At 49.9% G+C, this 25,022-nt stretch carries 21 protein-coding genes, 1 tRNA gene and 1 pseudogene; 10 read left to right on the top strand and 13 right to left on the bottom strand.

The window, feature by feature from the left end; genetic code table 11:
* The first annotated feature begins 1 nt into the window (after position 1).
* Positions 2-1,036, top strand: a complete 1,035-nt coding sequence (locus tag L3556_RS01770; protein WP_277865583.1) for an aromatic ring-hydroxylating dioxygenase subunit alpha — start codon at positions 2-4, stop codon at positions 1,034-1,036.
* Here the strand turns inward: L3556_RS01770 and L3556_RS01765 are convergent.
* From L3556_RS01765 to L3556_RS01725, 9 genes are all read right to left on the bottom strand, one after another.
* A complete protein-coding gene (locus L3556_RS01765; RefSeq protein ID WP_277865582.1) occupies positions 1,033-2,250 on the bottom strand; it encodes an MFS transporter in 1,218 nt (405 codons plus the stop codon). The two genes, L3556_RS01770 and L3556_RS01765, sit on opposite strands and share 4 nt — an antisense overlap.
* Positions 2,251-2,394: 144 nt before the next feature.
* Positions 2,395-3,183 (bottom strand): peptidoglycan editing factor PgeF, encoded by a 789-nt coding sequence (pgeF, locus tag L3556_RS01760; protein ID WP_277865581.1) that lies wholly within the window; start codon positions 3,181-3,183, stop codon positions 2,395-2,397.
* Positions 3,184-3,186: 3 nt separating this feature from the next.
* Positions 3,187-4,521 (bottom strand): 3-phosphoshikimate 1-carboxyvinyltransferase, encoded by a 1,335-nt coding sequence (aroA, locus tag L3556_RS01755; RefSeq protein ID WP_277865580.1) that lies wholly within the window; start codon positions 4,519-4,521, stop codon positions 3,187-3,189.
* A 78-nt stretch (positions 4,522-4,599) separates the two neighbouring features.
* Positions 4,600-4,681 (bottom strand) — tRNA-Leu (locus L3556_RS01750).
* A 46-nt stretch (positions 4,682-4,727) separates the two neighbouring features.
* Positions 4,728-5,291: a DUF2808 domain-containing protein gene (locus L3556_RS01745; RefSeq protein WP_277865579.1), complete on the bottom strand. Its 564-nt coding sequence runs from the start codon at positions 5,289-5,291 to the stop codon at positions 4,728-4,730.
* On the bottom strand, positions 5,288-5,821 hold the full coding sequence (locus L3556_RS01740; protein WP_277865578.1) for a Fur family transcriptional regulator: 534 nt from the start codon (positions 5,819-5,821) through the stop codon (positions 5,288-5,290). The genes L3556_RS01745 and L3556_RS01740 overlap by 4 nt, the downstream gene beginning before the upstream one ends.
* A 368-nt stretch (positions 5,822-6,189) precedes the next feature.
* Complete coding sequence (locus L3556_RS01735; protein WP_277865577.1) at positions 6,190-6,780, bottom strand: Uma2 family endonuclease; 591 nt, start codon at positions 6,778-6,780, stop codon at positions 6,190-6,192.
* Positions 6,777-7,790, bottom strand: coding sequence for a CAF17-like 4Fe-4S cluster assembly/insertion protein YgfZ (ygfZ, locus tag L3556_RS01730; RefSeq protein ID WP_277865576.1), 1,014 nt, complete (start codon positions 7,788-7,790; stop codon positions 6,777-6,779). The genes L3556_RS01735 and ygfZ overlap by 4 nt, the downstream gene beginning before the upstream one ends.
* A gap of 14 nt (positions 7,791-7,804) precedes the next feature.
* On the bottom strand, positions 7,805-9,544 hold the full coding sequence (locus L3556_RS01725; protein ID WP_277865575.1) for a diflavin flavoprotein: 1,740 nt from the start codon (positions 9,542-9,544) through the stop codon (positions 7,805-7,807).
* A 66-nt stretch (positions 9,545-9,610) separates the two neighbouring features.
* On the opposite strand from L3556_RS01725, the gene L3556_RS01720 reads away from it, so the two are divergent.
* A complete protein-coding gene (locus L3556_RS01720) occupies positions 9,611-11,866 on the top strand; it encodes a transglycosylase domain-containing protein (RefSeq protein ID WP_277865574.1) in 2,256 nt (751 codons plus the stop codon).
* Between the two features lie 4 nt (positions 11,867-11,870).
* Here the strand turns inward: L3556_RS01720 and L3556_RS01715 are convergent, their stop codons facing one another.
* Both L3556_RS01715 and L3556_RS01710 read right to left on the bottom strand, forming a co-directional pair.
* On the bottom strand, positions 11,871-12,110 hold the full coding sequence (locus L3556_RS01715; protein WP_277865573.1) for a hypothetical protein: 240 nt from the start codon (positions 12,108-12,110) through the stop codon (positions 11,871-11,873).
* 113 nt (positions 12,111-12,223) lie between these two features.
* On the bottom strand, positions 12,224-13,672 hold the full coding sequence (locus L3556_RS01710) for a DUF697 domain-containing protein (RefSeq protein ID WP_277865572.1): 1,449 nt from the start codon (positions 13,670-13,672) through the stop codon (positions 12,224-12,226).
* Between the two features lie 93 nt (positions 13,673-13,765).
* On the opposite strand from L3556_RS01710, the gene L3556_RS01705 reads away from it, so the two are divergent.
* From L3556_RS01705 to L3556_RS01670, 8 genes are all read left to right on the top strand, one after another.
* Positions 13,766-14,470, top strand: a complete 705-nt coding sequence (locus tag L3556_RS01705; protein ID WP_277865571.1) for a Uma2 family endonuclease — start codon at positions 13,766-13,768, stop codon at positions 14,468-14,470.
* A gap of 214 nt (positions 14,471-14,684) precedes the next feature.
* Complete coding sequence (locus L3556_RS01700; protein WP_277865570.1) at positions 14,685-16,538, top strand: iron uptake porin; 1,854 nt, start codon at positions 14,685-14,687, stop codon at positions 16,536-16,538.
* A gap of 86 nt (positions 16,539-16,624) precedes the next feature.
* Positions 16,625-17,434, top strand: a complete 810-nt coding sequence (locus tag L3556_RS01695; RefSeq protein ID WP_277865569.1) for a hypothetical protein — start codon at positions 16,625-16,627, stop codon at positions 17,432-17,434.
* On the top strand, positions 17,431-18,108 hold the full coding sequence (locus L3556_RS01690; protein ID WP_277865568.1) for a DUF1345 domain-containing protein: 678 nt from the start codon (positions 17,431-17,433) through the stop codon (positions 18,106-18,108). The genes L3556_RS01695 and L3556_RS01690 overlap by 4 nt, the downstream gene beginning before the upstream one ends.
* Positions 18,092-20,425 carry a site-specific DNA-methyltransferase gene (locus L3556_RS01685; RefSeq protein ID WP_277865567.1) on the top strand — a complete coding sequence of 778 codons (2,334 nt, stop codon included), beginning with the start codon at positions 18,092-18,094 and terminating at the stop codon, positions 20,423-20,425. The genes L3556_RS01690 and L3556_RS01685 overlap by 17 nt, the downstream gene beginning before the upstream one ends.
* Positions 20,422-20,736, top strand: a complete 315-nt coding sequence (locus L3556_RS01680; protein WP_277865566.1) for a nucleotidyltransferase family protein — start codon at positions 20,422-20,424, stop codon at positions 20,734-20,736. The genes L3556_RS01685 and L3556_RS01680 overlap by 4 nt, the downstream gene beginning before the upstream one ends.
* Positions 20,729-21,109 (top strand): HepT-like ribonuclease domain-containing protein, encoded by a 381-nt coding sequence (locus L3556_RS01675; protein WP_277865565.1) that lies wholly within the window; start codon positions 20,729-20,731, stop codon positions 21,107-21,109. The genes L3556_RS01680 and L3556_RS01675 overlap by 8 nt, the downstream gene beginning before the upstream one ends.
* A 2-nt stretch (positions 21,110-21,111) precedes the next feature.
* Positions 21,112-23,796, top strand: coding sequence for a DEAD/DEAH box helicase (locus tag L3556_RS01670; protein WP_277865564.1), 2,685 nt, complete (start codon positions 21,112-21,114; stop codon positions 23,794-23,796).
* Positions 23,797-23,891: 95 nt separating this feature from the next.
* On the opposite strand, the pseudogene L3556_RS01665 reads toward L3556_RS01670, so the two are convergent.
* Together L3556_RS01665 and L3556_RS01660 are read right to left on the bottom strand one after the other, a co-directional pair.
* Positions 23,892-23,990: pseudogene (locus L3556_RS01665) on the bottom strand (HAD family hydrolase); the annotation flags it as partial.
* Positions 23,991-24,234: 244 nt separating this feature from the next.
* Positions 24,235-24,939, bottom strand: coding sequence for a Coq4 family protein (locus L3556_RS01660; RefSeq protein WP_277865563.1), 705 nt, complete (start codon positions 24,937-24,939; stop codon positions 24,235-24,237).
* Positions 24,940-25,022: the final 83 nt, after the last annotated feature.

The raw sequence follows: 25,022 nt of genomic DNA, 5'->3' as shown, positions 1-25,022 counted from the left end.
CATGGCCCTTAAAAATTTTTGGTATGCCGTTGAGGTGAGTCAAGCCCTCAAGCAACGTCCCCTGGGCATCACCCTAATGGGGGAAAAGATTGCTCTTTACCGCAACCTTGGCGGAGAGGTTATTGCCCTAGGCGATCGCTGTGTTCATCGTGGTGCTGCCCTTTCCCTGGGCTGGGTCGAAGGAGACTGTATTCGTTGCCCCTACCATGGCTGGACCTATAATCCTGAGGGAGCCTGTGTGGATATTCCCGCCAATGGCCCAGGGATTGCCATTCCCAAACGTGGCCAAGTCAAGACCTATCCCGTCCAGGAAAAATATGGTTTTATTTGGCTCTTTTGGGGAGATATTGATCCGGCGGATGCCCCCCCCATTCCCGAATTTCCCCAGTTTGCTGATCCTAGCCTGCGTTGCGTCTATGGCGAATATACCTGGAATGCCCATTTTACACGGGTGATGGAAAATACCATTGACTGCTCCCATACCATGTTCATGCATCGTAAATCCTTGGGGGATCAGGCGGATGCGGTGATTGCTGACTATACCGTTACCCACCAAGATTGGGAAGCGGAAGCCACGTTGCCCATTAATATCAAACGACTGGCGGGGTTATGGCAATGGATTTCCCGGAAGGAGGCAAAAACGGAGCGGGTGTATCGGGTTTGCCTGCCGAATATTACCTTTATTGGTTTGAAGTTTGATAATTTCTACCTAGATACGTTTATTGCCAGTGTGCCCGTTAGCCCAACGGTCACGGTTTCAAAATGGGCCTTGATGCGGAATTTCCTGAAATTTCCCTTTATTGATGGGCAAACTCGGAAAACCGGGGTACGTCTATTGAGTGAGGATGAACGGGCCGTCAAAACCCAGGAGCCGTTAATTTCTCCCTTTCTCAATAGCAGTGAGGATCTTCTCCAGGCCTCTGATGCAACGGTGATCAGTTATCGGCGGCTCCTCAAGAAATGCTATGAAAAGGGCTGGTGGCAGGAAATGCCCGACTCGTCCCCCTTGGTGACTCTAGATACCAACAACGGTTAGGGTGTTTTGGATGCTGCTAAATAATAGCGACGATTGAAGAGAATCAGGAAGGCGGCGAGGCCGAATAAGAGGATACTTTGACTAAAGGGGGCACTTGGATTCACATTATCAAAGGTCCAGCCCGCCCAGGTGGGGCCGAGTACCGCTGCGATACTTTGCAAGGCCTGGGAGCTACCCAACACTTGCCCCTGCTCCTGATCGGAGACTTGATTACAGATTAATGCCCGTAGGGCTGGTAAAACGAGGCCAAACCCAAAGGCAATGGCGATCGCACTGCTATAGAGGCCGATGTAGGGCCAGGGATGCACCGTCGGTGTGATCAGCACAAAGGTTAACCCTAAACCCAGGCAAAGAAAACCATATAGACATAACTGCATTTCCTTGACATACCGCAGCAGGATGCGAATTAACCCGCCTTGAACTAGGGTACTAAATACGCCAATAATCACAAAAACGATGGCGGCTTCTCCCGGCCCCCAGTCAAACCGAGCATTGAGAAAAAGAACATACACACTGGTAAAGGCTGAAAATGCCAGACTAAAGGAAAAAAATGCCCCCAACAAGCTGCGAATGCCCCGACCACCCCAGAGATAGGTCAGGGATTGAAAGGGGTTAAAATCCTGGAGTTTTAGGGTACGGCGCTGATCCTTAGGCAAGGACTCCGGCAGGGTGAAATAGCCAAAGATACAGTTCAAAAAGGCTACCCCTGCGGCTACAAAAACCGGCAAAGTCAGGGAAATCGTTGCTAAGACTCCCCCTAGGGCGGGGCCAAAAATAAAGCCGAGGCCAAAGGCGGCCCCCGTAATCCCAAAGAGCTTGGCCCGATCCTGGGGGGCGGCAATATCGGAAATGTAGGCCTGGGCCGTGGAGGCAACCCCACCCGTGGCCCCATCTAAGGCCCTCGCACCAAAGAGGAATGCCCCCCGAGTTGCTCCGGCAAAAATCAAATTGGCGACCCCGGTACCAAAGACACAGATCAGTAAAATGGGGCGACGACCATAGTGATCGGAAAGGGAGCCGAGAATGGGAGCGGCAAAAAATTGGGCCGCCGCAAAACTAGAGACCAGCAATCCTAAGGAGAAGGCATCAAAGCCAAAGGGTTCAACGAGAAAAGGTAGGAGGGGAAAAATTAAGCTTTCCCCAAACCTGTCGATGAAGATCGTCAGAAAGATAAATGATATGGCGGAAAATTGTTGTTTGGGGCCCTGGGCCATATATTTAACCTAGTCCTAAGCGGATACTTGTTCCTCGGTAGCTTATCAGAAATTGTGGGTCTGAAACCCCGTCCACGGGATCGGGGCGTGTCAATAACACGGGCATGGCTCAACAAATGGCTGGGGTCAGAATTGATCCCGTTCCTAGAAGCTGGTAATTCCTGACCACTGCACTTGTTTAAGGCGCTCCCGGCGATAGGAAAAGAATTGTTCCGGTTCACGATAGGTACAGAGGGGGGAGACACTGATCTGATCTGGTTCGAGGCCCATCTTCAACAGTTGGAGTACGTTGGCTTGGCGCACATCTAAACGCACTCGTCCAGGCTCCGGGTCTGGCAATAGTAGACCCCTGGTTTGGGCCTGGAGATGGGCCACTTGCTCCTCTGGGGATTGGTGGGAATCGAGGGATACAAGAGTTTCACCAATGGCGATCGCCACGGATAGGCCCACCTGATAAACGGTTCCAGAAATGGCTGGGCCCAGGGCAATGGCTAAATCCGGCAGGGCACTACCCAATTGACATAGGGTTTGAATCGTTTTGGGGACAACTTCCATGGAGGTTCCGCGCCAACCGGCATGAATGGCCGCCACCCGGCCCGTCTGGCGATCGCCAATGAGGACGGGCACACAGTCGGCACTGCACACCCAAAGAGCTTGATTGGGGCCCGTGGAGATGAGGGCATCTGCGTCTAAATAGGTCGCCGTCTCCCCTTGGGCCAGAATATCTCCAGCGAGAACCACTCGATTGCCATGGACTTGCTTCGTTCGTAGGGGAATTGCTCCAGGCTGAAGGATGCCAGTCAAATCTGCCAAGGCGGCCTCCACCCATTCACGGGTAAAGAAACCATGGGCCATTCCTGCCAAGCGATCGCAGGTGAGATAGGTACCCTTTAAGGTTGTCTGCCATTGCCAGCCCAAGGGAGCAGCTACCATGGGTTATTCCCCAACCAATGTTTGCAGGGTATGGATAAAGGTAGGATAGGATACTGCCGCCGCATTCCCCTGGCCAATGTAACTGGTTCCCTGGGCACTGAGGGCGGCGATCGCCAACCCCATGGCCATACGATGATCGCCATAACTGTCTAGCTCCGTCCCCTGTAACTGGGATCCGCCAGTAATGTCCAAACCATCGGCATACTCGGTAATGCTTGCCCCCATTTTAGTTAACTGCTGGGCAACGGCCGCAAGGCGATCGCTTTCCTTGACCCGCAATTCCGCCGCATCCCGAATTCGAGTGATTCCTTGGGCTGCAGTGGCGGCGACGGCCAAAATGGGAATTTCATCAATAAGGCGGGGAATAATCTCCCCCTGAATATCTGTTGACGTTAAGGAGGCGCTGCGTACACGCAAATCCGCCACCGGTTCCCCGGTAACAACCCGGACATTTTCCTGGTGAATATCGGCCCCCATGGCTAATAGCACCTCCAAAATACCTGTTCGGGTGGGATTGACCCCCACATTGGTCAGCAATAACTCGGAGTCTGGGAGGATGGAGGCGGCCACCAACCAAAAGGCCGCCGAACTAATATCACCGGGAACGGAAACATCTTGGCCCTGCAATTGACTGGGGCCCGTCACCGTCACACTACAGGTCTCAGGGTTCGTGGCGATCGCCGCCCCAAAGGCCGCTAACATACGTTCACTATGATCCCTAGATAAAAAGGGTTCCGTAATGGTGGTGGCCCCTTCGCTTTGTAGGCCCGCCAATAAAATGGAGGATTTGACCTGGGCCGAGGCGATCGGACTATGGTAATGAATGGGCCGAAGGGACTGACCCTGGATAGCTAGGGGTGCTCGACTTGCACCTTTTCGTCCCCAGATCAATGCCCCCATTTGCTGTAGGGGAGTGACCACCCGCCCCATGGGCCGCGATCGCAGGGATCTATCCCCCGTAATCGCAAAAAAACCCTGGGATTGGGCTGCCAACACCCCCAAAATCAAACGCAGCGTCGTCCCCGAATTACCGGCGTTTAAGACATCCTCCGGTTCCTGGAGTGCCCCTAAACCAATACCGTCCACCTGAACACTATCGGAATTTAATTCGGAAATCCTTGCCCCTAGGGCCTGAAAACAGGCGGCGGTACTACAGGTATCCTCACCAATGAGAAGTCCACGAATATGGGTTGTTCCCGTTGCCAAGGCCCCCAGCATCAGGGCCCGATGGGAAATAGACTTATCCCCTGGTATGGCAATGACACCCCGTAGGGGCTGGAACTGGGGATGAATACACCATGTGTCTGGCGGCTGAAGTGTAAAAACTGGTTGTCCCATGAAAATCCATTGCCACCCTAGACGAGTTCAAAGAAAGTCTTTTGCCAGGATAGAGATATAGCCGAACCAATCAAGCAATGCGGACGAAAGGACTTGAACCTTCACACCTTGCGGTACTAGAACCTAAATCTAGCGCGTCTGCCAATTCCGCCACGTCCGCAGCCTTACCAGTGTAGCAAGTTTTTGCAATGCCGGAGTTACTTCAATCAGAAATAATCACTGTTTCGATAAAATTGCAAACGGCCCGTGCCAATGAATTGACCTATGGCGCGATCGCCACCGGGGGGATAGGCCGTTATCCCAAATAAATAAACCCCCTCATAGGCTGGATTTCTGCGGGGAGCCAAGACAATGGTCAGGGTTGTCCCTGGAGAAATAGGCGGGTCAAAGGTGATCATCACTGCCTGTTGATCTAGATTAAACTCTACATTACTGATGCTTAGGGGCTGGCGGCCGCGAACGCCAGAAAAGGCCCGGGTGCGGCCCACTTCAAAAAAGAGAGCTTCTTGGGATGGCAACTGTTGGATCATCACCCGATGGAGCGGCTCCCCAGCGTTTTCAGAAACCCGCAGAAGGAATCGATAGATCGGCTGGGGATACCAAACTGTGGGATAGGGGGTATTTGCCTCATAAAACGTAGGGGGAACGTTAAAGGCAACCCGACCATCGGGGAAGCGGACAGCCATTGGATTGGCACGCACATCCGTGCCCCCAGACAGGGCCAAACCAACCCCTAGCAGAACCGACCACCCCCAACTGGTGCGTCTCACTGGGATAGGCCCGGCGAAATTTGTACTGGGGGCTGGGATTGGGCAATGGCATTATTACACATCCAGTTTTCCGGCAACCCCGGATAGCCCCGCCGCAACGCCTCTGGACAAATGGTATAGATCGTCAGTTGGCAATCAATCAATTGAAGTCCTGACTTTTCAATTTGTTTCAAGCACTGTTTCAAAATTGAATCATTGTCGAATTCCGTAGTGCGGTTGCATTGCACACAGACCATGTGATGGTGATGGTGGGGAGAAACGGTATTTAATTCATAGTGTTTATGGCCCTCCGCCAATTCTAATTCTCGGAGAATGCCCATTCGAGACATGAGTTTAACCGTTCGATAAATCGTGGACAGGCTAATGGCATGACCGGAGGTTTTCAATTGGTAATGGAGATCTTCAGCACTGAGGTGATTGCCTTGGGGCAGATTTTGGAAGACATGGAGAATGGTTTCCCGCTGGGGGGTAAGTCGCCATCCTTTATCGTTTAGTTCGGCCTTCAATGCTGATGCGGTGTAGGCTGGCATAGGCTGACTCGCAAAATAGCCGGTATTGTTGAGAATCATAACCGAGGAATGGAGTTAGTTGCAACAAGCCCAGCTTATTGAGAATATATTTTATTTGTATTTGATCAGGTTCTCAGGTAAGACATGGCAATCCCACAAAATAGGATGGCTACTATCCCTAGTTAACCTAAAATCTCAATGGATTTAGCAATTGTTGTTACTCTAATAGACATTTGATAGCGATAATCCTGGGAATTCCCCATCAAAAATGAAAGAATTTCACCAAGATACTAAAAATTGACTGGAAACCTTGCCGTTGCGATCGCCCCCTAAGTCAATCTATCAGCCAGTCCATGGGACGATTGTTTTCTTTTGTAATTGATTGTGATCTATTGTTGATTTTTAGGATCAAGATCGATATTGTCGTATAAGTCAGAAATTTTCAGTTCAGCTTCAAGCCACTGCAATGATAGGGTGATATTGGGGTCATCATATTCCGATAGGAGCCATTGATGAGTGGCTGTTTTGGCATAATGCTCAACATGGATGCGGTACTGATCAATGAGCAAATACTCGCAAAAACTATCAATTGTTCGATAGGCAGAGAATTTTTCCCCGCGATCGTAATCTTGGGTTGACTTAGATAGCACTTCAGCAATAAAGCAGGGATTGATCACCGTGTCACTGCGTCCCATTTGGAGTTGCAGGGGTTTTTCAACCACCATGATATCGGGATAGGTGTAAAGCTTGGGCTGATCAATCCAAAGTCGCTGATCGGCCCCAAAGATTCGGTAGGGTTTCCCCCGCAAGGCAGATTTGAGTAGAACGGCTAGGTTAATCGCCAACTCATTATGGTCAGGGGTTCCCCCTGTCATGGGAATAATGGCTCCATTTCGATATTCGCTACGGGTTGCCGAGGTTCGTTCCCGATCCAAGTATTCATCGGGAGTATAAATTTTTTCTTCGAGGGCTTGGGTCATCCTGGCATTACTCCTTGCTCTAAAAAGGGCACATCGACGACCTTGACCCTTAGGTTGACTCCCTCAGGAGTGGTTGCCTCTAGAATCAGGCCAAGACCCCCGGCTTTTTTCCGCACATAGCCTAGGCCAAAGGCGGTCTCGGTCAAAGGGATACAACTGGTGATGCGGCCTACGGTTGTTCCCTCTAGGGTGAGGGGTGTTCCCGGTGGCAGTGGGGTGGGTAGCTCTAGGCCCCAAAGTTCCTGTTTCACGCCCTGGTAGGTATTCAGCCGAGCAATGGTTTCCTGGCCGATATAACACCCCTTATCAAAGGAAATGGCCTGCCAGAGTCGTGTCTCCAGGGGATTATACTCCTCGGTGAGTTCGGCATCTGGCATTGGTCGCCCCTGAAGAATCCGTACCCGTTCCCAATCCTCGTCCCCAAGGGCTTGACCACCTTGTTCCCCCAGCCATTGGATCAGAGATAGGCGATCGCCCGTAGTAGCGATCTGGGTTGTTGAGGCATGGGTCAAGGTATATCCGGTTAGGGCTAAACCCGTGCCGCGGGCTACCTGGACAGACATTCCAGCAATTTCAAGGGATTGGTGGTCATGGTTTTCGGGTGTTGACCCCCAGTGGCCAAGTTCTCCCCAGCCATTGCCAAGGAGCCGAACGGTCGTCGTCTGATCCGTCACATCCGCCACCTGGACGGCATCCCCAAAGAAAATATACTTATCCAGCCAATTCAGCAACAATTCCCGCCGTTGGGGAGACACCAAAAGATCAATATGATCCTCGTGGATCCAAGCCGTTGCTAGGTCTAGGGTACGGGCCGTGGAGGTCAGGAAAACCGTCTCACAACCTTGGCCCGGTTTAAGGGCTTGAATATTATTGCTGGTTTGATTATGGAGAAACCGGAGGCGATCGCCCCCAGAAATGTGCAACCGTCCCCAATGGGAAGAATCATAAAAAAATTGACCCTGGGTAAGTTCTGTTATGGAGGGAGTCATGGTGGCGTTGGTGTATTCCATTATCGAAAATTTATCTAAGCTGTCTTTGTGGCTGACTTACGATGGCCAATAGCCGTGAGGCCACTTTCTTGGAGGAGTTCACCACTATTGACGGTGGCATAGATTAACCAGTGATCACCACAGTTCATACGGGATTCTACGGTACATTCCAGGTAGGCGAGGGCATCCAAAATGACGGGGCAATTGTTACTGGCGGCCTTAATGGCTAAGGAATCGAGGGGTTGCTGGTTAAAGCGGGGGGGCTGTTGAAACTGACGGGGAATTTGACTGCCCTCTTTGAGAATATTCAGGACAAAGCGATCTCCGATCTGACATAAATTCTCGGCCCAATAGGCTCCTAGGGCCACACTTAACCCCGGTGGATTAAAGGAGGCTTGGGACACCCAGGAGACGAGAATTGCCTCCGCTTGGGTGACATGGGTACAGCCTTCTGGCAATGTGGTGAGAACACAGACGGAACCCACCACCCGCCCCACCGCCTGCTCAGTGCGATCCGCCTGATCCACTAAACTAGGCTGGCGAACCTCGCGACTTTTCCGAGCTTTTTTCAAATTCTGGGCAAATTCTGCCCCGGCCGCCTGGCATTGCTCTAGATCAGCATCCGTGGGGGTAAACTTCACCCGAATGGTTTCAAACCCCAGGACATAGCCCGCATCTAGGAGTTTGGCTTCAATATCATCGATCGCTTCGCCACTCCAACCATAGGAACCAAAAACACCCCCCAGTTTGGTTTTTGCGCTGTGGGATAGCACCAGACCCAGGGCCGTTTGCACTTGGGTGGGCATATGGCCCCCCAGGGTGGGAGAGCCGATCACAAAACCATCGGCATCACTGACAATGGCTTGAATCTCTTCCGGGGAGGCCGCTTCACAGTTGACCGATTCCACCTGCAACCCTGCCGCTGTTAATCCCTTGGCGATCGCCCCGGCCAGCGTCGTCGTATTGCCATAGGCTGAGGCGTAGAGGAGAGCCACCTTTGTATCTTGATCTTTTTGGGCCTGACACCAATCGCGGTAATCGTACTGGATGCGACTGAGGCTAAATTTCACCACCGGGCCATGGGCGGGAGCATAGATGCGGGGGGTGAGGGTATCGAGGCGATCGAGAATGGTTTCCACTTGACGGGTTTGGGCCGCATGGAGACAGTCAAAATAATAATGGCGATCCTGATCCAGTTGCTTCCATTGCTCATCGTAGAGGGCATCCCCACAGACATGGGCCCCAAACAGTTTATCGGTAAATAAAATCCGGGCGGGGCGATCGTAGGTGAGTAAACCATCGGGCCAGCGGGGGGTAGGAGCGGTAATAAATTCTAGGATATGGTTCTGCCCTAGATCTAGGGTTCCATCCCCACGGGGAACCCACACCTGAATCTCTTCGTCCGGAAAGGCAGCCCGCAGACTCACGGCCCCCGCTTTCGAGCAAACAAACGTGATCTGGGGGGCTTCATCCTGGAGAGCCGTGAGGGTAACGAGGCGATTGGAGTTGACGTGGCCTAAAATAACATAGTCAATCTGACTCAAATCTAGGCGTTTGATCAACTCATCAAAGTAAAGATCCGTAAAGGATTCGCCAGGAGGATCAATCAGAGCCGTTTTGTCTCCTTGAATTACATAGGAGTTAGAGGTGGTTCCCTGCTGCCGGGCATATTCAACCTCAAACTTGAGCCGCTCCCAAGTGCGGGATCTCAGGGCCAGAACCCCCTTGGCAATTTCTGCGACCTGGACATCACGGGGTCTAATTTCTGTTAGCATCGCGCTATACCTCCAGGCTTAGTTAGGCAGGTTTCGTTAGGCTTGGAACATCCTACCCTACAGTTTATGTCAAATCCTCCCCGTCAAAATCTATTCCAAAATGTTGCCGAATCCCTAACCCAGGCGGTTCAAACGATTCAATCCCAGGTTGACCTGAGTAAACTGGGTTTGCGCCCCAATGCCCGCGTTCCAGAGGTATGGGTACAAACGCCCCACCAATCCCAGTCCCAAATCTATCCCCTGTTGGGCGATCGCTACCTAATTGGCCGCAGTCCCCGTTCCAGTGATATTCCCATTGATAGCCCCATTGTCAGTGGCACCCATGCCTCCTTGGAGCGATTAACCTTAACGGGGGTGTTTGTCATTCGCGATCAAAATTCCACCAATGGGGTGTTTCAGGGCCGCCGCCGTGTCTTTTACCAAGACCTGCACCATGGGGATGTGGTGAGTTTGGGGCCCCCCGATTTAGAAGATGCGGTCTATCTTAAATTTGTGAATCCGCCCCCCCTCTGGGTGACGATCCTCCGCTATGGCCTCTATGGCGGTCTAGGGATACTCGCCCTTGTTGTGGCGGCGATCGCCCTGGAATGGCAAAAATTTTCCGTGGTTCCCCTCCCCAGTATTGACCAAGGGCCGATTGTAATCCTATCGCGGGACGATGAACCCCTCAGTTCCACGGAAACCCGTCCCCACAAAGAACTCGCCAACTTAAGGGAGTTTTCCCCCCACTTGGTAAACGGAGTGATTGCCTCGGAAGATAGCCGCTATTATTGGCATTTGGGCGTGGATCCCCTGGGCATTGTCCGAGCGGTACTCACCAATGTTACCGGGGGTAGTTTGCGGGAGGGGGCAAGTACAATCACCCAGCAGTTGGCCCGCAGTTTATACCGTCCCTACGTGGGCACGGAAGATTCCCTAGGGCGAAAATGGCGGGAGGCGGTGGTGGCCCTGAAGCTAGAAACCTACTACAGCAAAGATATTTTGTTGACGGCCTATCTCAATCGCGTCTATTTAGGGGTGGGTAACAGTGGTTTTGAGGATGCGGCCCAGTTTTATTTTGAGAAGTCCGCCCGGGATATCGACCTCAACGAAGCGGCAACTCTTGTCGGCATTTTGCCCGCCCCCAATCGCTTTAATCCAGTGCGGGACTACGACGCAGCCATTGATTACCGCAATCGGGTGATTACCCGCATGGCCCAACGGGGCATGATCACTAAGGAAGAGGCGGATCGGGCCCGGCGATCGCGGATTGAGGTGAGTCCTAGGGCGCGGGAGATTCTCCAGTCCCAGCGGGCCCCCTATTACGCCGATCGGGTCTATGGCGAACTGGATCGGCTTCTTGGCGAAGACCTGGCCCGCGAAGGAAATTTTATTGTGTCCACGGGCTTGGATTTAGACTGGCAAGCCGCGGCGGAGGACAGTTTGCGATCGGCGGTGGCCGAACAGGGCAGTATATATGGGTTTTCCCAGGGGGCGATCGTCACCCTAGAGCCGAGTACGGGTATTATTCGTGCCCTTGTCGGCGGGGTGGACTATAACCAAAGTCAATTTAACCGCGCCACCCAAGCCCTACGCCAACCCGGTTCTACCTTTAAGCTCTTTGTCTTTACCGCTGCCCTACAAAGGGGCCTGTCCCTCCATCAGTCCTTCCCCTGTACCCCCTTCCAATGGCAAGGACAACAATTTGCCGCCTGTAAAACCAGTACGGGGGCGATGGATCTCGAGCAGGGGTTTGCCCTTTCAGAAAATCCCATTGCCCTACGCCTAGCGGAACAGGTGGGCTTAAGCAATATCGTTCAATTAGCCCAACAGATGGGAATCACCACCCCGATGCAAGCGGCTCCCGGATTAGCCCTAGGCCAAAGTGAAACCACCCTCCTGGCCATGAGTGGAGCTTTTTCTGTAGTTGCGGCCCAGGGTCAGAAATATTCTCCCCAGGCCATTATCCAAATTCGCGATGCCGGGGACTGTACGAATAGTCAAGACTGGCAAACCTGCCGCCTCATTTACGATCGCCCCAGTGACGAACCAGCGGCCCCCCAAGTTATTTCCACCGGGGTAGCCCAATCCATGACTCGCATTTTAGAAGCGGTGGTGCAACGGGGAACGGGGCGGGCAGCGGCCCTGGGTCGGCCAGTGGCGGGAAAAACCGGTACCACTGATGATGCTCGGGATCTCTGGTTCATTGGCTACTTGCCTGGGGGAGATCGCCTGACGGGGGTATGGCTAGGGAATGACGATAATACCCCCACCTCCGGCAGTAGTGGCCTGGCGGCGGATCTATGGGGCCGCTATATGGCAAAAATTCAGAACCTTAACTAGAGTATTAACCGATGTCCCGATTGAGGAGGCCCTGGGAAATTTTTTCCTGCACCAGTAGTCGGTAAAGTTCTAATTCTTCCAGGGATACTTTCCCGTCTGCGCCCATTTGCTGTTTAATGCGTTCCATCTCTGGGGCCGTTAACACACCATCGGCGATCGCTGCTTCAATGATTTTCTTTAAGTGATCGAGTTCTGCTTGTTCCTCTTCGGAAAGAGGTTGGGCATTGGGGCGTTGAATATCCATAGAATTTGGGCCTTACCCACTCAACATTATCCTTAGCTTAATCGGCATATCTTTGAGCGACTATAACCATCAATGGTTTGGTTAGGAATGGCAATAATTGTCGCAGCCAAACCCTAGGCTCCCGAATACAGCCGACCATGTAGCTCCTGCTTCAGCCGACTGAGAACATAGGTTTGATCCATTGTATTGAGAATATTCCGAACCACGGTCTTGGGCCCCGCCGGCCCCCAGGCTGCACCATTGGCGAGATAGGCCTTTGTCACCTGACCAATGCCGTAGGAGGATACCCCAGCGATCGCCCCCTGGGTCATGGCCACTGAAATGTAGGGAACCAAGGATAATCCCCCCGTCACCGGTGCGGTCAAACCCAACAGCCCCTTTAGGGAACTTAAACCCATATTGGTCACGAGTTCCGTGGCACTAATACTGCCCATTCCTAGGGCAATGTTCTGGAGAAGTTCCGTTGCGCCTTCCTGGGTCATATCAATCCCATACAAACGGGAGAGAATTTGAATTGTCGCTACATCAATGGCCAAGCTACTGAGAATATCCACAACTGCAAAGGGATTGAGGGCGATCGCTAGGGCTTTTGTCACCGCTCCTTTCCAGATAATCTGGTTCGCCTCCGTCTCACGAATATCCATCTTCCGTTGGGTAATTTTTTCATGGATATCATTGGCATAGAGTAAGGAATTGAGAGCCACAAGGGCCTTGCCTTCCCGTTCTAAAATCTCAAGTATTTTCAACTTGAGGGCAGTGACTTGGGGTGGCCCTGGCACCAGTTTGGCCCGAACCGTCCCATCTGGGTCGTGGTATACCTTGGGAATCAGGGGCGAGGCGGCCGCCATCACAATTTCATCCGGGGATAACAGTTCCCTGACCCGTTCATCCCGGATTTTGGCATAAATGGCTTGGCGATCGGTGTCAGGATATTGATCCACCTTATTAAATACCAGCAGAATGGGTTTACTGGCTTGGCGCAAAACCGTAAGGGCGCGATGCTCCACCTGGGTCATATCCCCAGCAATCACAAATAGAATTAAATCGGCTTTGCGGGCCACCTGCTCTGCTAGGGCCTGGCGATCCTCCCCGGCAACTTCATCAATACCGGGGGTATCAATTAACTCAATGGACGATCGCCTGAGAATAGAAGCCGATGCCCAGGAACCTTCAGCCCCATCGGCTCTACCTAGTTCTTCATCCATTAATTGCCATTCAGCGGACGCTTCAGTACGAGTGACCCCATGGATGGGCCCCGTTTCAAACCAGGGTTCTCCTAGGAGGGCATTGAGCAATGAGGATTTTCCCCGCCCTACCATGCCAAAGACAGCAATATGAATGACTTCGTTTTCCAGCTTGTCTAGCATATCTTCCAGATCGGCGATCGCCGTTTCTAGGCCCACCCGCTCGCGATCGCTCAGATCTAAATTCACCAGAATCTCAGCTAAGGATCGCTTGGCTGCCGCATAGCTTAAATGGCCCTGATAGGCCTCTAGGGCCTCCAATGCTTGGGACATGGTTAAATCAGGCGTTAAATCAGGAGTCATATCCGGTTCAGCCATGGTAAATCATCGCAGCAAGTAGAAAATTAGGAAATAATCAACTAGAAAATAAACAGTAAACTAAAAAACAATAGCACCTAGGGAGAAAGGCGGATGACACTCTCTGTTGAACCCACGATCCACTATCCCGACAGTGATGGTCAACCCATGGCTGATAATACCCGCCAGTTTCGCTGGATCGTCTTGCTCAAAGAAAATTTAGAATGCCTCTTTGCCAATGATCCTAACGTTTTTATCGCTGGAGACTTACTCTGGTATCCGGTAGAAGGTCGTCCCGATATTCGCGTTGCCCCAGATGTGATGGTGATTTTTGGTCGTCCCAAGGGCGATCGCGGCTCCTATCAACAATGGCTAGAAGCAGGAATTGCCCCCCAGGTAGTGTTTGAAATTCTTTCCCCTGGGAATCGGCTGACGGAAATGGTGAAAAAGCTACAGTTCTACGATCGCCACGGCGTAGAGGAATATTACATCTACGATCCCGAACGCCAGGAATTGAGCATACTGGTGAGAACTCCCCAAGGGCTAGATACCGTTGAGATGATAGATCACTGGCGTAGTCCTCGGCTAGGGATTCAATTTGTCCTAGGGGAAGACGAGCTAGAGGTGTATTATCCCGATGGACGGCGATTTCTGACAACAGTTGAATTGGCTCAACGAATGGAGGAGGCCCAGCAGCGGGCACAGCAAGAAGCACAACGGGCCGAGCAGGAAGCCCTACGGGCACAGCAAGAGACCCAACGAGCCGATCGCCTCGCGGACTATCTTCGCTCCCAGGGTATTGATCCAGAGCAAATTTAGTTCCAGGGAAAAAACATATTAATATACTCCGTTAAATATTTATTTAGGAGTTGACGTTTCCTTAAACTTGCTTCTAAAATCATCAGAAGCGTGCATAATCTTAGCCCCAAAGGCATAGTTCATTGTGTATGCTAAATACAGTGTGGGGTAATTGCAGTGCTTGACTAGTAGGCCTGTAAATCCCAGAATGCTCTTGAGAGTGAGGAGTCCTATTGTGAAAAAATCTTACCTTTTGGCAGGTAGCCTGAGCCTACTGGGTATTGTTGCAGGCGTTAACCCTGCCCATGCCACAGAACTAGGGGTAACTACTGAAACTGCTAAATTCGACAATCTTCTAGCTGCCCAGCCTGAGAATACTGAAGCTGCCCAAGCTCTGCCTATTCCTGGCGCCCTAGCGGATGCGTCTACCACCATCATGTCCGTTGACGACCTTCTATCTAACGAAGAGTCCATGGGGCAAGTGACCTCGGTATCGCAACTGTCCGATGTCCAACCCACTGACTGGGCCTATCAAGCCTTGGCATCCTTGGTTGAGAAATATGGTTGTATTGCGGGTTATCCTGACGGAACCTTCCGGGGTAATCGTGCCGCCACTCGTTTTGAAATGGCTGCTGCTCTGAATGCTTGCTTGGATGTCATTAGCGATCGCTTTGCCACCAAAGAAGAACTGGAAGCCCTTCGCAAATTAATGGATGAGTTCGCCGCTGAACTCGCCACCCTCCGCGGTCGGGTTGACAACCTAGAAGCTCGTACCGCCGCCCTAGAAGCTACCCAATTCTCCACTACCACCAAACTGCAAGGATTAGCGGTTATTTCTGCCCAGTATGGCGGTGCCTTGAGTGGGCCCACCTTCAATCCTTCTAGTGCCGATAATTTCAATCCCTTGCTTCCAACTAGTAGTGGGCTTCCATTGGCAGTCCCAACACAGTTGAATCCCACAGTGATTGCTGCGGTTTTGCTAAACCTGAATACCAGCTTTAGCGGAACTGACTTACTGCAAACCACCCTATCTACAGGTAATGCTGGCTTTGATGCTATTTCTGCCTACGGTGTTGGTGGCAACCCTGATCTCAGTGGTGCGGTTCAATCTGCTGCCAGTGGCTTTGGCCAAACTGGGGAGCCTTACTTCAGCCCTAGCCAATACTACTGGTCGGGCTTTGGGACTGGCGTAGGCTTATACCGTTTAGCCTATAGCTTCATGCCCATGCAGGATTTAACCATTACTGCCGGGCCGTTGTTCTACCCCAGTGACATTATTGACACCAATAGCTGGGCTAACTCTCCTGCCTACGATTTCGGTACCTACTTCTTCATCAATAACCCCTTCATTGTTCCCTACGCTATGAACTTTGGTGGTGGTGCCGGTGGTGCGGTGCAATGGAACCCCAACGAAGGCCCGTTCACTGTCCGCGCTCTCTATATGGCTGGTCAGGGTGGTCGGGCAATTAGTGGAACTGGTGCTGGAGCCAATATCGTTAACCGTGGTGGTTTTGCCGGTGATCCCCAACAAGGTTCTGTAGAACTTGAGTATGCCAATACCTTCAGTGGTGGCCGCAACAGCTACGCTGTTAAATTGCAAACCACCTACTCTCGCACCTACGGTGTTGAAGCCATTGCCGGTGGTCTTAACTACGAGTTAAATCTGGGCCGCTTTGGTCTCTTTGGTCGTGGTGGTATTGCTGGTATTCCTAGCAACAGCATCTCGCCTCTGCCCTATGCAACGGCTGCTGGTTCTACCCTTCCTGGTGTTTTGTCTGCCGCACCCACCGGTATGATGGCCTATACCTTCATGGCGGGTGTTGGCTATAAAGACCTGTTCGTTCCCGGTTCAGTTCTAGCTGCTGCTGCTGGCGCACCGTTCATTAACAGTGCCAGCTCCACCTTTGGCGCGAATACCGGTACTCAAATCAATATTGAAGGCTTCTATCGCTTCCCCTTGAGTGACAACATCAGTATCACTCCCATGGTGACGGCGATCTTGAATCCTAACAATATTGCTAATAACACCGCATTCACCTCTGCTTCGCCGATTATCCAAGGTGTTATTCGGACAACCTTCAGCTTCTAATTGATTCATCAATCTAGTTGTTGATTTCTAACTAAATGAAAGGGTGGTTCTTCGGGGCCACTCTTTTTTGCTTAAGGTGGTAGCCTATGGCGATGGTCACTCTACTCAGTCAATTTCAAGGGGCATTACTTGGAACCTTTGGGGCGAAAGCAGATAGTGGCGGGCAAAATAACGTTCTAGAAGAGTTATATTCTCAACCTAGGCTCAATGAAGGCGATGTAGCTGATTCAGACCTTAAGGAATGGTGGGCTAATCTTCTTCAGCAGTATTTCTCAACCCCGTCCGCTTTATCTTTGGGGCAAGCCATTCCTAGCGCACTGCTGACGTTTGATCTAGAGCAAGTGACAGAGACTACACTGGCTGGTATTCATGGGACATCGATCGCAACCTTGACCACGGCTGATCTCACACTCTTTAAGGAAATCCTACACATGAGTTTGAGCCAACCTAGCCCAGTGGACTGGATAAAATATAGAAATTTATCTGCGGATTTGAACTGGACGGCTTTATTAGAACAGGTTGATCAATGGTTCCAAACTCACCCGTCAGATATTCCCTTTAATTTGTTTATTGATTTAACCGTCTATCGTTTGGCGATCGCCGGCCCAGATTTCCATTTAGCGATGAGTGGTTTAGATGGGATTAGTCCCCATCAAGAATTATTAGCCATGATGATGAGTAGTCTCTTTGGGGCCCGTTATGGCCTAGCTGGTTTTCCATCTCAATATCTGATAGATGTGCGTCCTGAACTAAAGCTATTTGGTCAATGTTTGTTTGCCCAGTGGGCCGGGGCAGAAAAAGCAGCTAAGGTTCAAACCTGGGCGATCTCCCCTCGGGGAAATTTACGCCAAAGGCGACAGCAGCGACAAGCTTATCAAAAAGTGGAGGTATTATGAATCGGTTGTGGCGATCGCTAGATCACATTCATACAGAAATACGGATTGTCCTTGCCTTGGTGGTAGCCGCCCTTACTCTTGTTCTAACGGCCCATACTTACCCCTTAGCAATTCGGCTGATGTTGGCTTGGGATTTTGGAGTAACCGCCTATCTCTTACTTTTATTAAAGATGATGCTGAGTTTGAATGGCCAACAAACACGGGTGAGATCGCAGCGGGGGGAACCCAATGCCCTGTTCATTATGATTTTGGTTGTCTTTACGGCGATCGCGAGTATCATTGCCACAGGACTCATCTTAGCGGATAGCAAAAATGGCAGCAATCCCTTGTTAACCTTTCAGGTAAGTTTAGCTACTTGGGCAGTATTGGCCGCCTGGAGTCTGACCCATACCAGTTTTGGTCTTCAGTATGCCCGTTATTATTATGATGATAATCACCACCGTCTCAATGATGCTGGCTATGCTGGTGGCCTCGATTTTCCCATGGAAGAGGAGCCGGACTACCTTGATTTTATGTACTTTTCCTTTACCATTAGTCTCACGTCCCAAACCTCGGATGTGAGCATTGTTGCCCAGCGGATTCGTCGCCTTGTGTTATTCCATGAACTGGTTTCGTTCTTTTTCTATAGTGTGATTGTTGGGCTAGTGATTAATGTAATTGCCGGTTTATGGTAAGCCGGAAGCCAAGATGTTGAAAGTAACGGATCAGGAAAAGCAGGAGATCATCCGCTACCTGGAGGCAGACAAGGAGTTACCGGAGAAGTATCGTTTCTTGCTGTTTGGGGACAAGCGGGAGGTGGAACTGGTCTGGAATGGCAAAACGAATGAGGTCTGCAATTTAGTCTTGCCGTTTCAAACCATTGAGCAGGTGGATGAACCACGAGCCGAAAAGCCAGCCGATACTGCCATGCAGATGGATTTGTTCTCAATGGATGCACGGGGGCGGCAACTGAGGGGATGGACTAACAAGTTAATTTGGGGCGACAACAAGCTGATCCTTTCATCCTTGAAGAATGGGCCGCTGCGGGATGAGATTGAAGCCCAGGGTGGATTAAAGCTGATCTATATTGACCCGCCCTTTGATGTGGGGGCAGATTTCAGTATGGATATAGAGATCGGCGGCGATACGTTTACCAAAAAGCCCAACATTCTCGAAGAGATTGCCTATCGGGACACCTGGGGGAAGGGTGCAGATTCCTTTATTTCGATGATCTATGAGCGGCTGATCTTGATGCGGGATTTATTGGCAGATGATGGCAGTATTTACATACATTGCGATTGGCGAGTAAGTAATCTTATTCGGACTATTCTTGAAGAAATACTCAGTAGTGTGAATTTCCGAAATGAGATTATTTGGAAACGTCGTGTCGGAACTACGAGTGCTGTTCATGAATCGAATCGTTTTGGAATATGCACCGACAGCATCTTGTATTTTGCAATGTCCCAAAAAACACCTCTCAATGTTCAATATAATCTCGGCTCTCCCGAATATCAGGAGTACATTGAAACGAGGTTTACATACATTGATGAAAATGGGCGACGCTATCAACCCACAAGTTTAGTCAATCCAGGCTATCGCCCAAATCTTATTTACGACTATAAAGGCTATAAATCCCCACCGAATGGCTGGATGATCTCCAAAGAAAAGATGGAACAATGGGATAGTGAAGGACGTCTCCATTTTCCCGAAAAAAAAGATGCGAGAATTCGACGGAAGAGTTTTGCGGATGAACTCAAAGGTATGCCTATTCAAAACCTTTGGACGGATATTTCAGAAATCAACTCGCAAGCTGTCGAGAGGATTGACTACCCCACTCAAAAGCCCGAAGCGCTCTTAGAACGGATCATTAAAGCCTCATCCAATGAAGGTGATCTAGTTGCCGACTTCTTTTGTGGATCAGGCACTACCGCAGCAGTAGCAGAGAAGTTAGGGCGTAAGTGGATTTGTACGGATTTAGGTAAGTTTGCCATTCACACCACCCGAAAGCGGCTGATCGGCGTGCAACGGCAACTGAAACAAGAGGGTAAAGATTATCGGGCATTTGAAATTCTCAACCTTGGTAAGTACGAGCGGCAACACTTCATCGGTATTAACCCCAGTCTGCGGGAGCAGGAACAACAACAGCAGTTAGCACAAAAAGAAGCCGCATTTATCGAGTTAATTTTGCGGGCATACCGTGCCGAACCTGTGGCCCAGTTTGAACACTTTCACGGCAAACGATCCGGGCGGTTAGTGGCGATTGGGCCAGTAAATTTACCCGTGACACGGTTGTTTGTCGAAGAAATTATTCTCGAATGCCGCCGCAAACACATCACAAAGGTGGATATCCTTGGCTTTGAATTCGAGATGGGTCTGTTTCCAAATGTCCTCGATGAAGCCCGCAGCAAAGGTATAGACATCGCCCCCAAATACATCCCCGCCGAAGTCTTTGATAAACGAGCCGTAGAAAAAAATCAAGTCGTCTTTCACGATGTTTCCTATATTGAAGTCAAGCCCCATATAATCCCCGGCAAAAAAGGACAATCCGCCACCATTGCAGTTGAATTAACCGATTTCTCCGTGTTCTACTCCCAGGACAGCATCGCCACCGCTGAAGCCGAACTGGGCAAAAAAAGTGGGACAGGCAGCAAAGTCGTTGTGGAACAGGGGCAGATCATCAAACTCACCAAAGACAAAAAAGGGATCCTCCACCGAGAACAACTCACGAAACAATGGACAGACTGGATTGACTACTGGAGCGTAGATTTCGACTTTGAGAACAAGCGCGAGATCATCCGCATCCAAGACCCTGATACTGGCGAAACCCGTGAACAATGGACAGGGGACTACATCTTCGAGAACGAATGGCAAAGTTTCCGAACCAAAAAAGATCGTTCCCTGGAGTTAAAGAGCGTTGCCCATGAAGCCACAGCGGGGCGACGTAAGATTGCGGTGAAGGTCGTAGATATTTTTGGCAACGACACGATGACGATCTTGGCGGTGAATGTATGAGTGATGCTGTCCTCACCCAAGAACACTTGCAGGCGGTGTTAAAGCAATTTTTACAAGAGCGTGGCGAGCAATTTGCCTTAGCCGCCCTTGGTTACTTTGGTTCCTATGCCCGCAATGAAGCCCACCCCGACAGCGATGTGGATATTGTTTATCAACCCTTACCATCGGCACGATTAACCCTTTTCGATGTCGTGCTACTGCGGGAAGAACTCATGGAACGGCTAGGGCGGCCCGTAGATTTGATCCATTTCCGGGAACGGATGCCAGCGGGATTGAGGGAGAGGGTACGACAAGAGGCTGTTTATGTCTGATCGGCAGCAGTTACGGGATCGACTGACCCAAATTTTGGCGGCGTTGGAACGAATACCGGGACGATTTGCCAGCATTAAAGCCCCGCAAGATTTCCTCACCACTGAAGCGGGCAGAGAACACCTCGACTCGATCAGTATGGTTTTGTTGTCCGTGGGGGAAGCGTTTCGGGACATAGACGATAGAACCAAAGGTGCGTTTCTCGGGCAATATCCAGAGATTCCGTGGCGGCTTGTGATCGGAATGCGGAACATCTTGGCTCACCACTACTTTGATGTGGATGAGGAAGTGATCTTCAACACCTGTAACCAAAACATCGCTCCCCTTATCGCTGTTGTCCAGCAAATGCTAACTGACCTAAATCAAGAGGGTTGATCATGGGACTGCATCCTGATTTTCCGACTTTACCCCATGCCATCCTCGATCCAGACGTGCGCTGGTTTCCGGCAGACGAGACCTTGCGGGATATAACGATGGACAAACTCATGCCGCCGCTAGTTGCCCAGTTACGCCGTAAGGTCAAAGAGTTTCGAGATGGCGGCTATGTGGGTGCAAGTGATACCAGCAAAAGCCTTTTGAATTGGTGGTTTTTCGAGCCACACCTATTACCCGGCAAAGATACGATTATGGGTAGCTTTCAGTATTACTTTGCCCAAAGAGAAGCCATCGAAACCATTATCTATCTCTACGATGTTGCCGGAGCCAAAGATAAATACGACCTAATGCGCTTCGATAGCAGTGGTTTAGTTTCAGCCAGTATGTTTGATGAAACCTGGCGACGGTATGTGATCAAAATGGCCACGGGTAGCGGCAAAACCAAAGTCATGAGTTTAGCCCTGGCCTGGAGTTTCTACCACAAACTCTATGAACCCGACTCCGACCTATCCCGCAACTTTCTCGTCATTGCCCCCAACATCATTGTCTTGGATCGTATCTATCACGACTTCCAAGGCCTCCGTATCTTCTTTGAGGATCCCGTATTACCCGACAACGGTTATGACGGACGCAACTGGCGAGATGATTTTCAACTCACCCTGCACGTCCAAGACGAGGTAAGCGTAACTCAGAACACAGGCAATATTTTCCTCACCAACATTCACCGCGTCTATTCCAATGATGAGGTCATACCCTCCCCAGATGACGACAACACGATGGATTACTTTCTAGGTAAACGTCCCACCGGTAAAACAACTGACTCGAAAGTGGACTTAGGGATGATTGTGCGGGACATCAACGAACTGATGGTACTGAATGACGAAGCCCACCATATCCATGACGCAAAACTGGCCTGGTTCAAGTCCATTCAAGACATCCATAACCGCCTCTTGCAAAAAGGGAGCAGCCTTAGTTTGCAAGTAGATGTGACGGCAACACCGAAACACAACAACGGCGCGATCTTTGTCCAAACCGTGTCGGATTACCCCTTAGTAGAAGCGATCTATCAAAATGTCGTCAAACACCCTGTACTACCGGATGTCCCAAGCCGGAATAAGTTATCGGAAAAACAAAGTGCCAAATTTACTGAAAAGTATGCCGATTACCTTGACCTAGGGGTGATCGAGTGGCGCAAGGCTTATGGCGAACATATCAAGATGGGCAAGAAAGCCATCCTGTTTGTGATGACCGATGACACCCGCAACTGTGATGAAGTAGCAGAGTATTTAGAGAATTTTTATCCAGAACTTGCCGGAGCAGTACTGACCATCCATACCAAGAAAAATGGTGATATCTCCGAAGCAGCATCCGGTAAAGCCAAGGAAGAACTAGAGCTTTTACGCAAACAGTCCAATGAAATTGACTTGGCTGAAAGCCCTTATAAAGCCATTGTTTCGGTACTGATGCTTAAAGAAGGTTGGGATGTGCGGAATGTAACCACCATCGTCGGGTTGCGGGCCTATTCTGCCAAGAGCAACATTCTCCCTGAACAAACCCTAGGACGAGGCTTGCGTAAGATGTATCCTGGCAACATTGAGGAATATGTCAGCGTCATTGGTACGGATGCCTTTATGGATTTTGTAGAGTCAATTCAGGCTGAGGGGATTCAGTTAGAACGCCGGGAAATGGGCATAGGTACAAAACCAAAAACACCGCTGATCGTCGAGGTGGATCATGAAAATACAGACAAAGATATTCATGCCCTCGATATAGAAATTCCAGTCTTAACGCCACGGGCCTATCGCGAATACAAAAATTTAGGCAATCTTGATCCGAGTGGTTTTGCCTTCCAAGCTATTACCTATCAACAGTTCAGTGAAGAACAACAGCGGGAAATTGTTTTCAAGGACATCACAACCGGCGAAATTACCCATACAACAGTGCTAGATACCGCCGGAATTTCTGACTACCGAAGTGTGATGAGCTATTTCACCCAGACCATCATGAAAGAGTTGCGACTGGTGAGTGGCTATGACGTTCTCTACGGCAAGGTGAAAGTATTTGTCCGAGATTTACTGTTTGGAATGTCGGTGGAACTGGAATCGCCAAACACAATACGCAACCTCTCAGAACTTGCAGCCACAAAAACCATCATCGAAACATTCAAAAAAGCAATCAACGATCTAACGGTTCGAGACAAGGGAGATGCAGAGATACAAAGCGGGATAAAATTACGTCAGACACGCCCGTTTGTGGTTAAAGATCAAGGTTATATGATCCCGAAAAAGTCAGTGTTTAACCGTCTGATTGGTGATAGTCACTTTGAACTAGAGTTTGCCAGTTTTCTTGAAAAATGTGTGGATGTCGTATCCTATGCCAAAAACTACCTGGCAGTTCATTTCAAACTGGATTACGTCAATGCTAATGGCAATATCTCAAATTACTATCCAGATTTCATTGTACGCTTAACGAATGGCTATGTTGTTATTGTCGAAACGAAGGGGCAAGAAGACTTAGGTGTTCCCCTGAAGATGAAACGCCTTAAGCAGTGGTGTGCAGATGTCAATAAAGCCCAAACAAAAATCGTGTATGACTTTGCGTTTGTGGACAATGTAGGGTTTGAAAAATATAAGCCAAAGTCGTTCGCTAATATCCTGAGCGGATTTAAGGAATACAAGGAAATATAGAAAGACTCTACATCCCAGTATTATCTACTACATAGGTGGATCATTCTTCGATTTTTTTTTCAATCGATCTATTTTTAGGGAGAATTTAGTTAAGACTAAAAATTATAGTGGCGTAGAGCTTCTAAAATTCCCCAAGAATAATGACCATCAGCAAAGTAAATATCCGAGCGATCGCGCAATTTTTCTAATTCAGGACTGTGATTGCCGGTCTATGGTAAACCGGAAGCCAAGATACAGAAGGAACACTTTCCCATCAGCCTGATGTGCCGGGTCTTGAATCAATCAAGGAGTGGCTATTATGCCCAGTGCAACCGACCATGATCGCCCCGATACAAGGTCAAAATTGTTAATTTGTCCTAGAGTCATTGAAGAGCGATATTACTGGGGCCCCATGCTCCAAGGGAGTAGTTGTCGCGGGTCACACCTCCAGAGACAGGTTTAATGATGGTGTTGAGATTGCAAGGATTTCGGAATCCCCAACTGATCGCGAACCGCCGTTAAGGGTTGATCTAAATACTGATCCCATTTTTGTGCCAAGAATTTAGCGGGTGTTTGGGTTCCCATATCCCAGGCTCGAGTAGTTTCCTGCATCAATCGATCTAAATCCTGGGGACTGTACAGGGCAGTTTCAACCAAACCTGCACCATAGGCCATAATGCTGATGGGAATCGAATGCTGGGCAATCATAAAGGCCTGAAGAGCTAGTTCACCGACAATATCGGTATCAAACCCGGTAACGACATGATAGATGTCATGGGTACTGCGCCAGAGCATTTTCATATAGGCAATATCATTTTCAACTGGAACTTTATGAAAGAAATCCGGATCAAAGCCCTTGGCCAGCATATCAGCGGCAAATACATGTCCCAAAGTTCCTTCTGGGAGTTTGATCAATTCATTTAAATCAAGTTTCCCCGGCAACCAACGTTCTTCAAATAAGGCATTCACTTCAGGATTTTTCCGTGCTTCTGCAACCGCAATTTCAGCTAATTCTGTATCATCAAGTGCATTTTCAAGGCTGAAGAAAGAAATCATTGCAGCATCATCACTGGCCTCTGCCTTGGCGATTCGATTGTTGGTCTGTAGGTAATTAATGAAGGCAGAAAAGGCTTTGTCCACACTGTTAGGCTTAGGAGTTGTCATAGATTATTTTCGGAAAAGTTATGACAAATTTTAGCTCATTTTTCATCTTTTTTTCAGTATTTGCTCAATGGCATCTCAATTAC

The sequence above is a fragment of the Candidatus Synechococcus calcipolaris G9 genome (genome assembly GCF_029582805.1).
In the GTDB taxonomy this organism is placed as follows: domain Bacteria; phylum Cyanobacteriota; class Cyanobacteriia; order Thermosynechococcales; family Thermosynechococcaceae; genus Synechococcus_F; species Synechococcus_F calcipolaris.
This window is presented reverse-complemented; position numbering and strand designations above follow the sequence as displayed.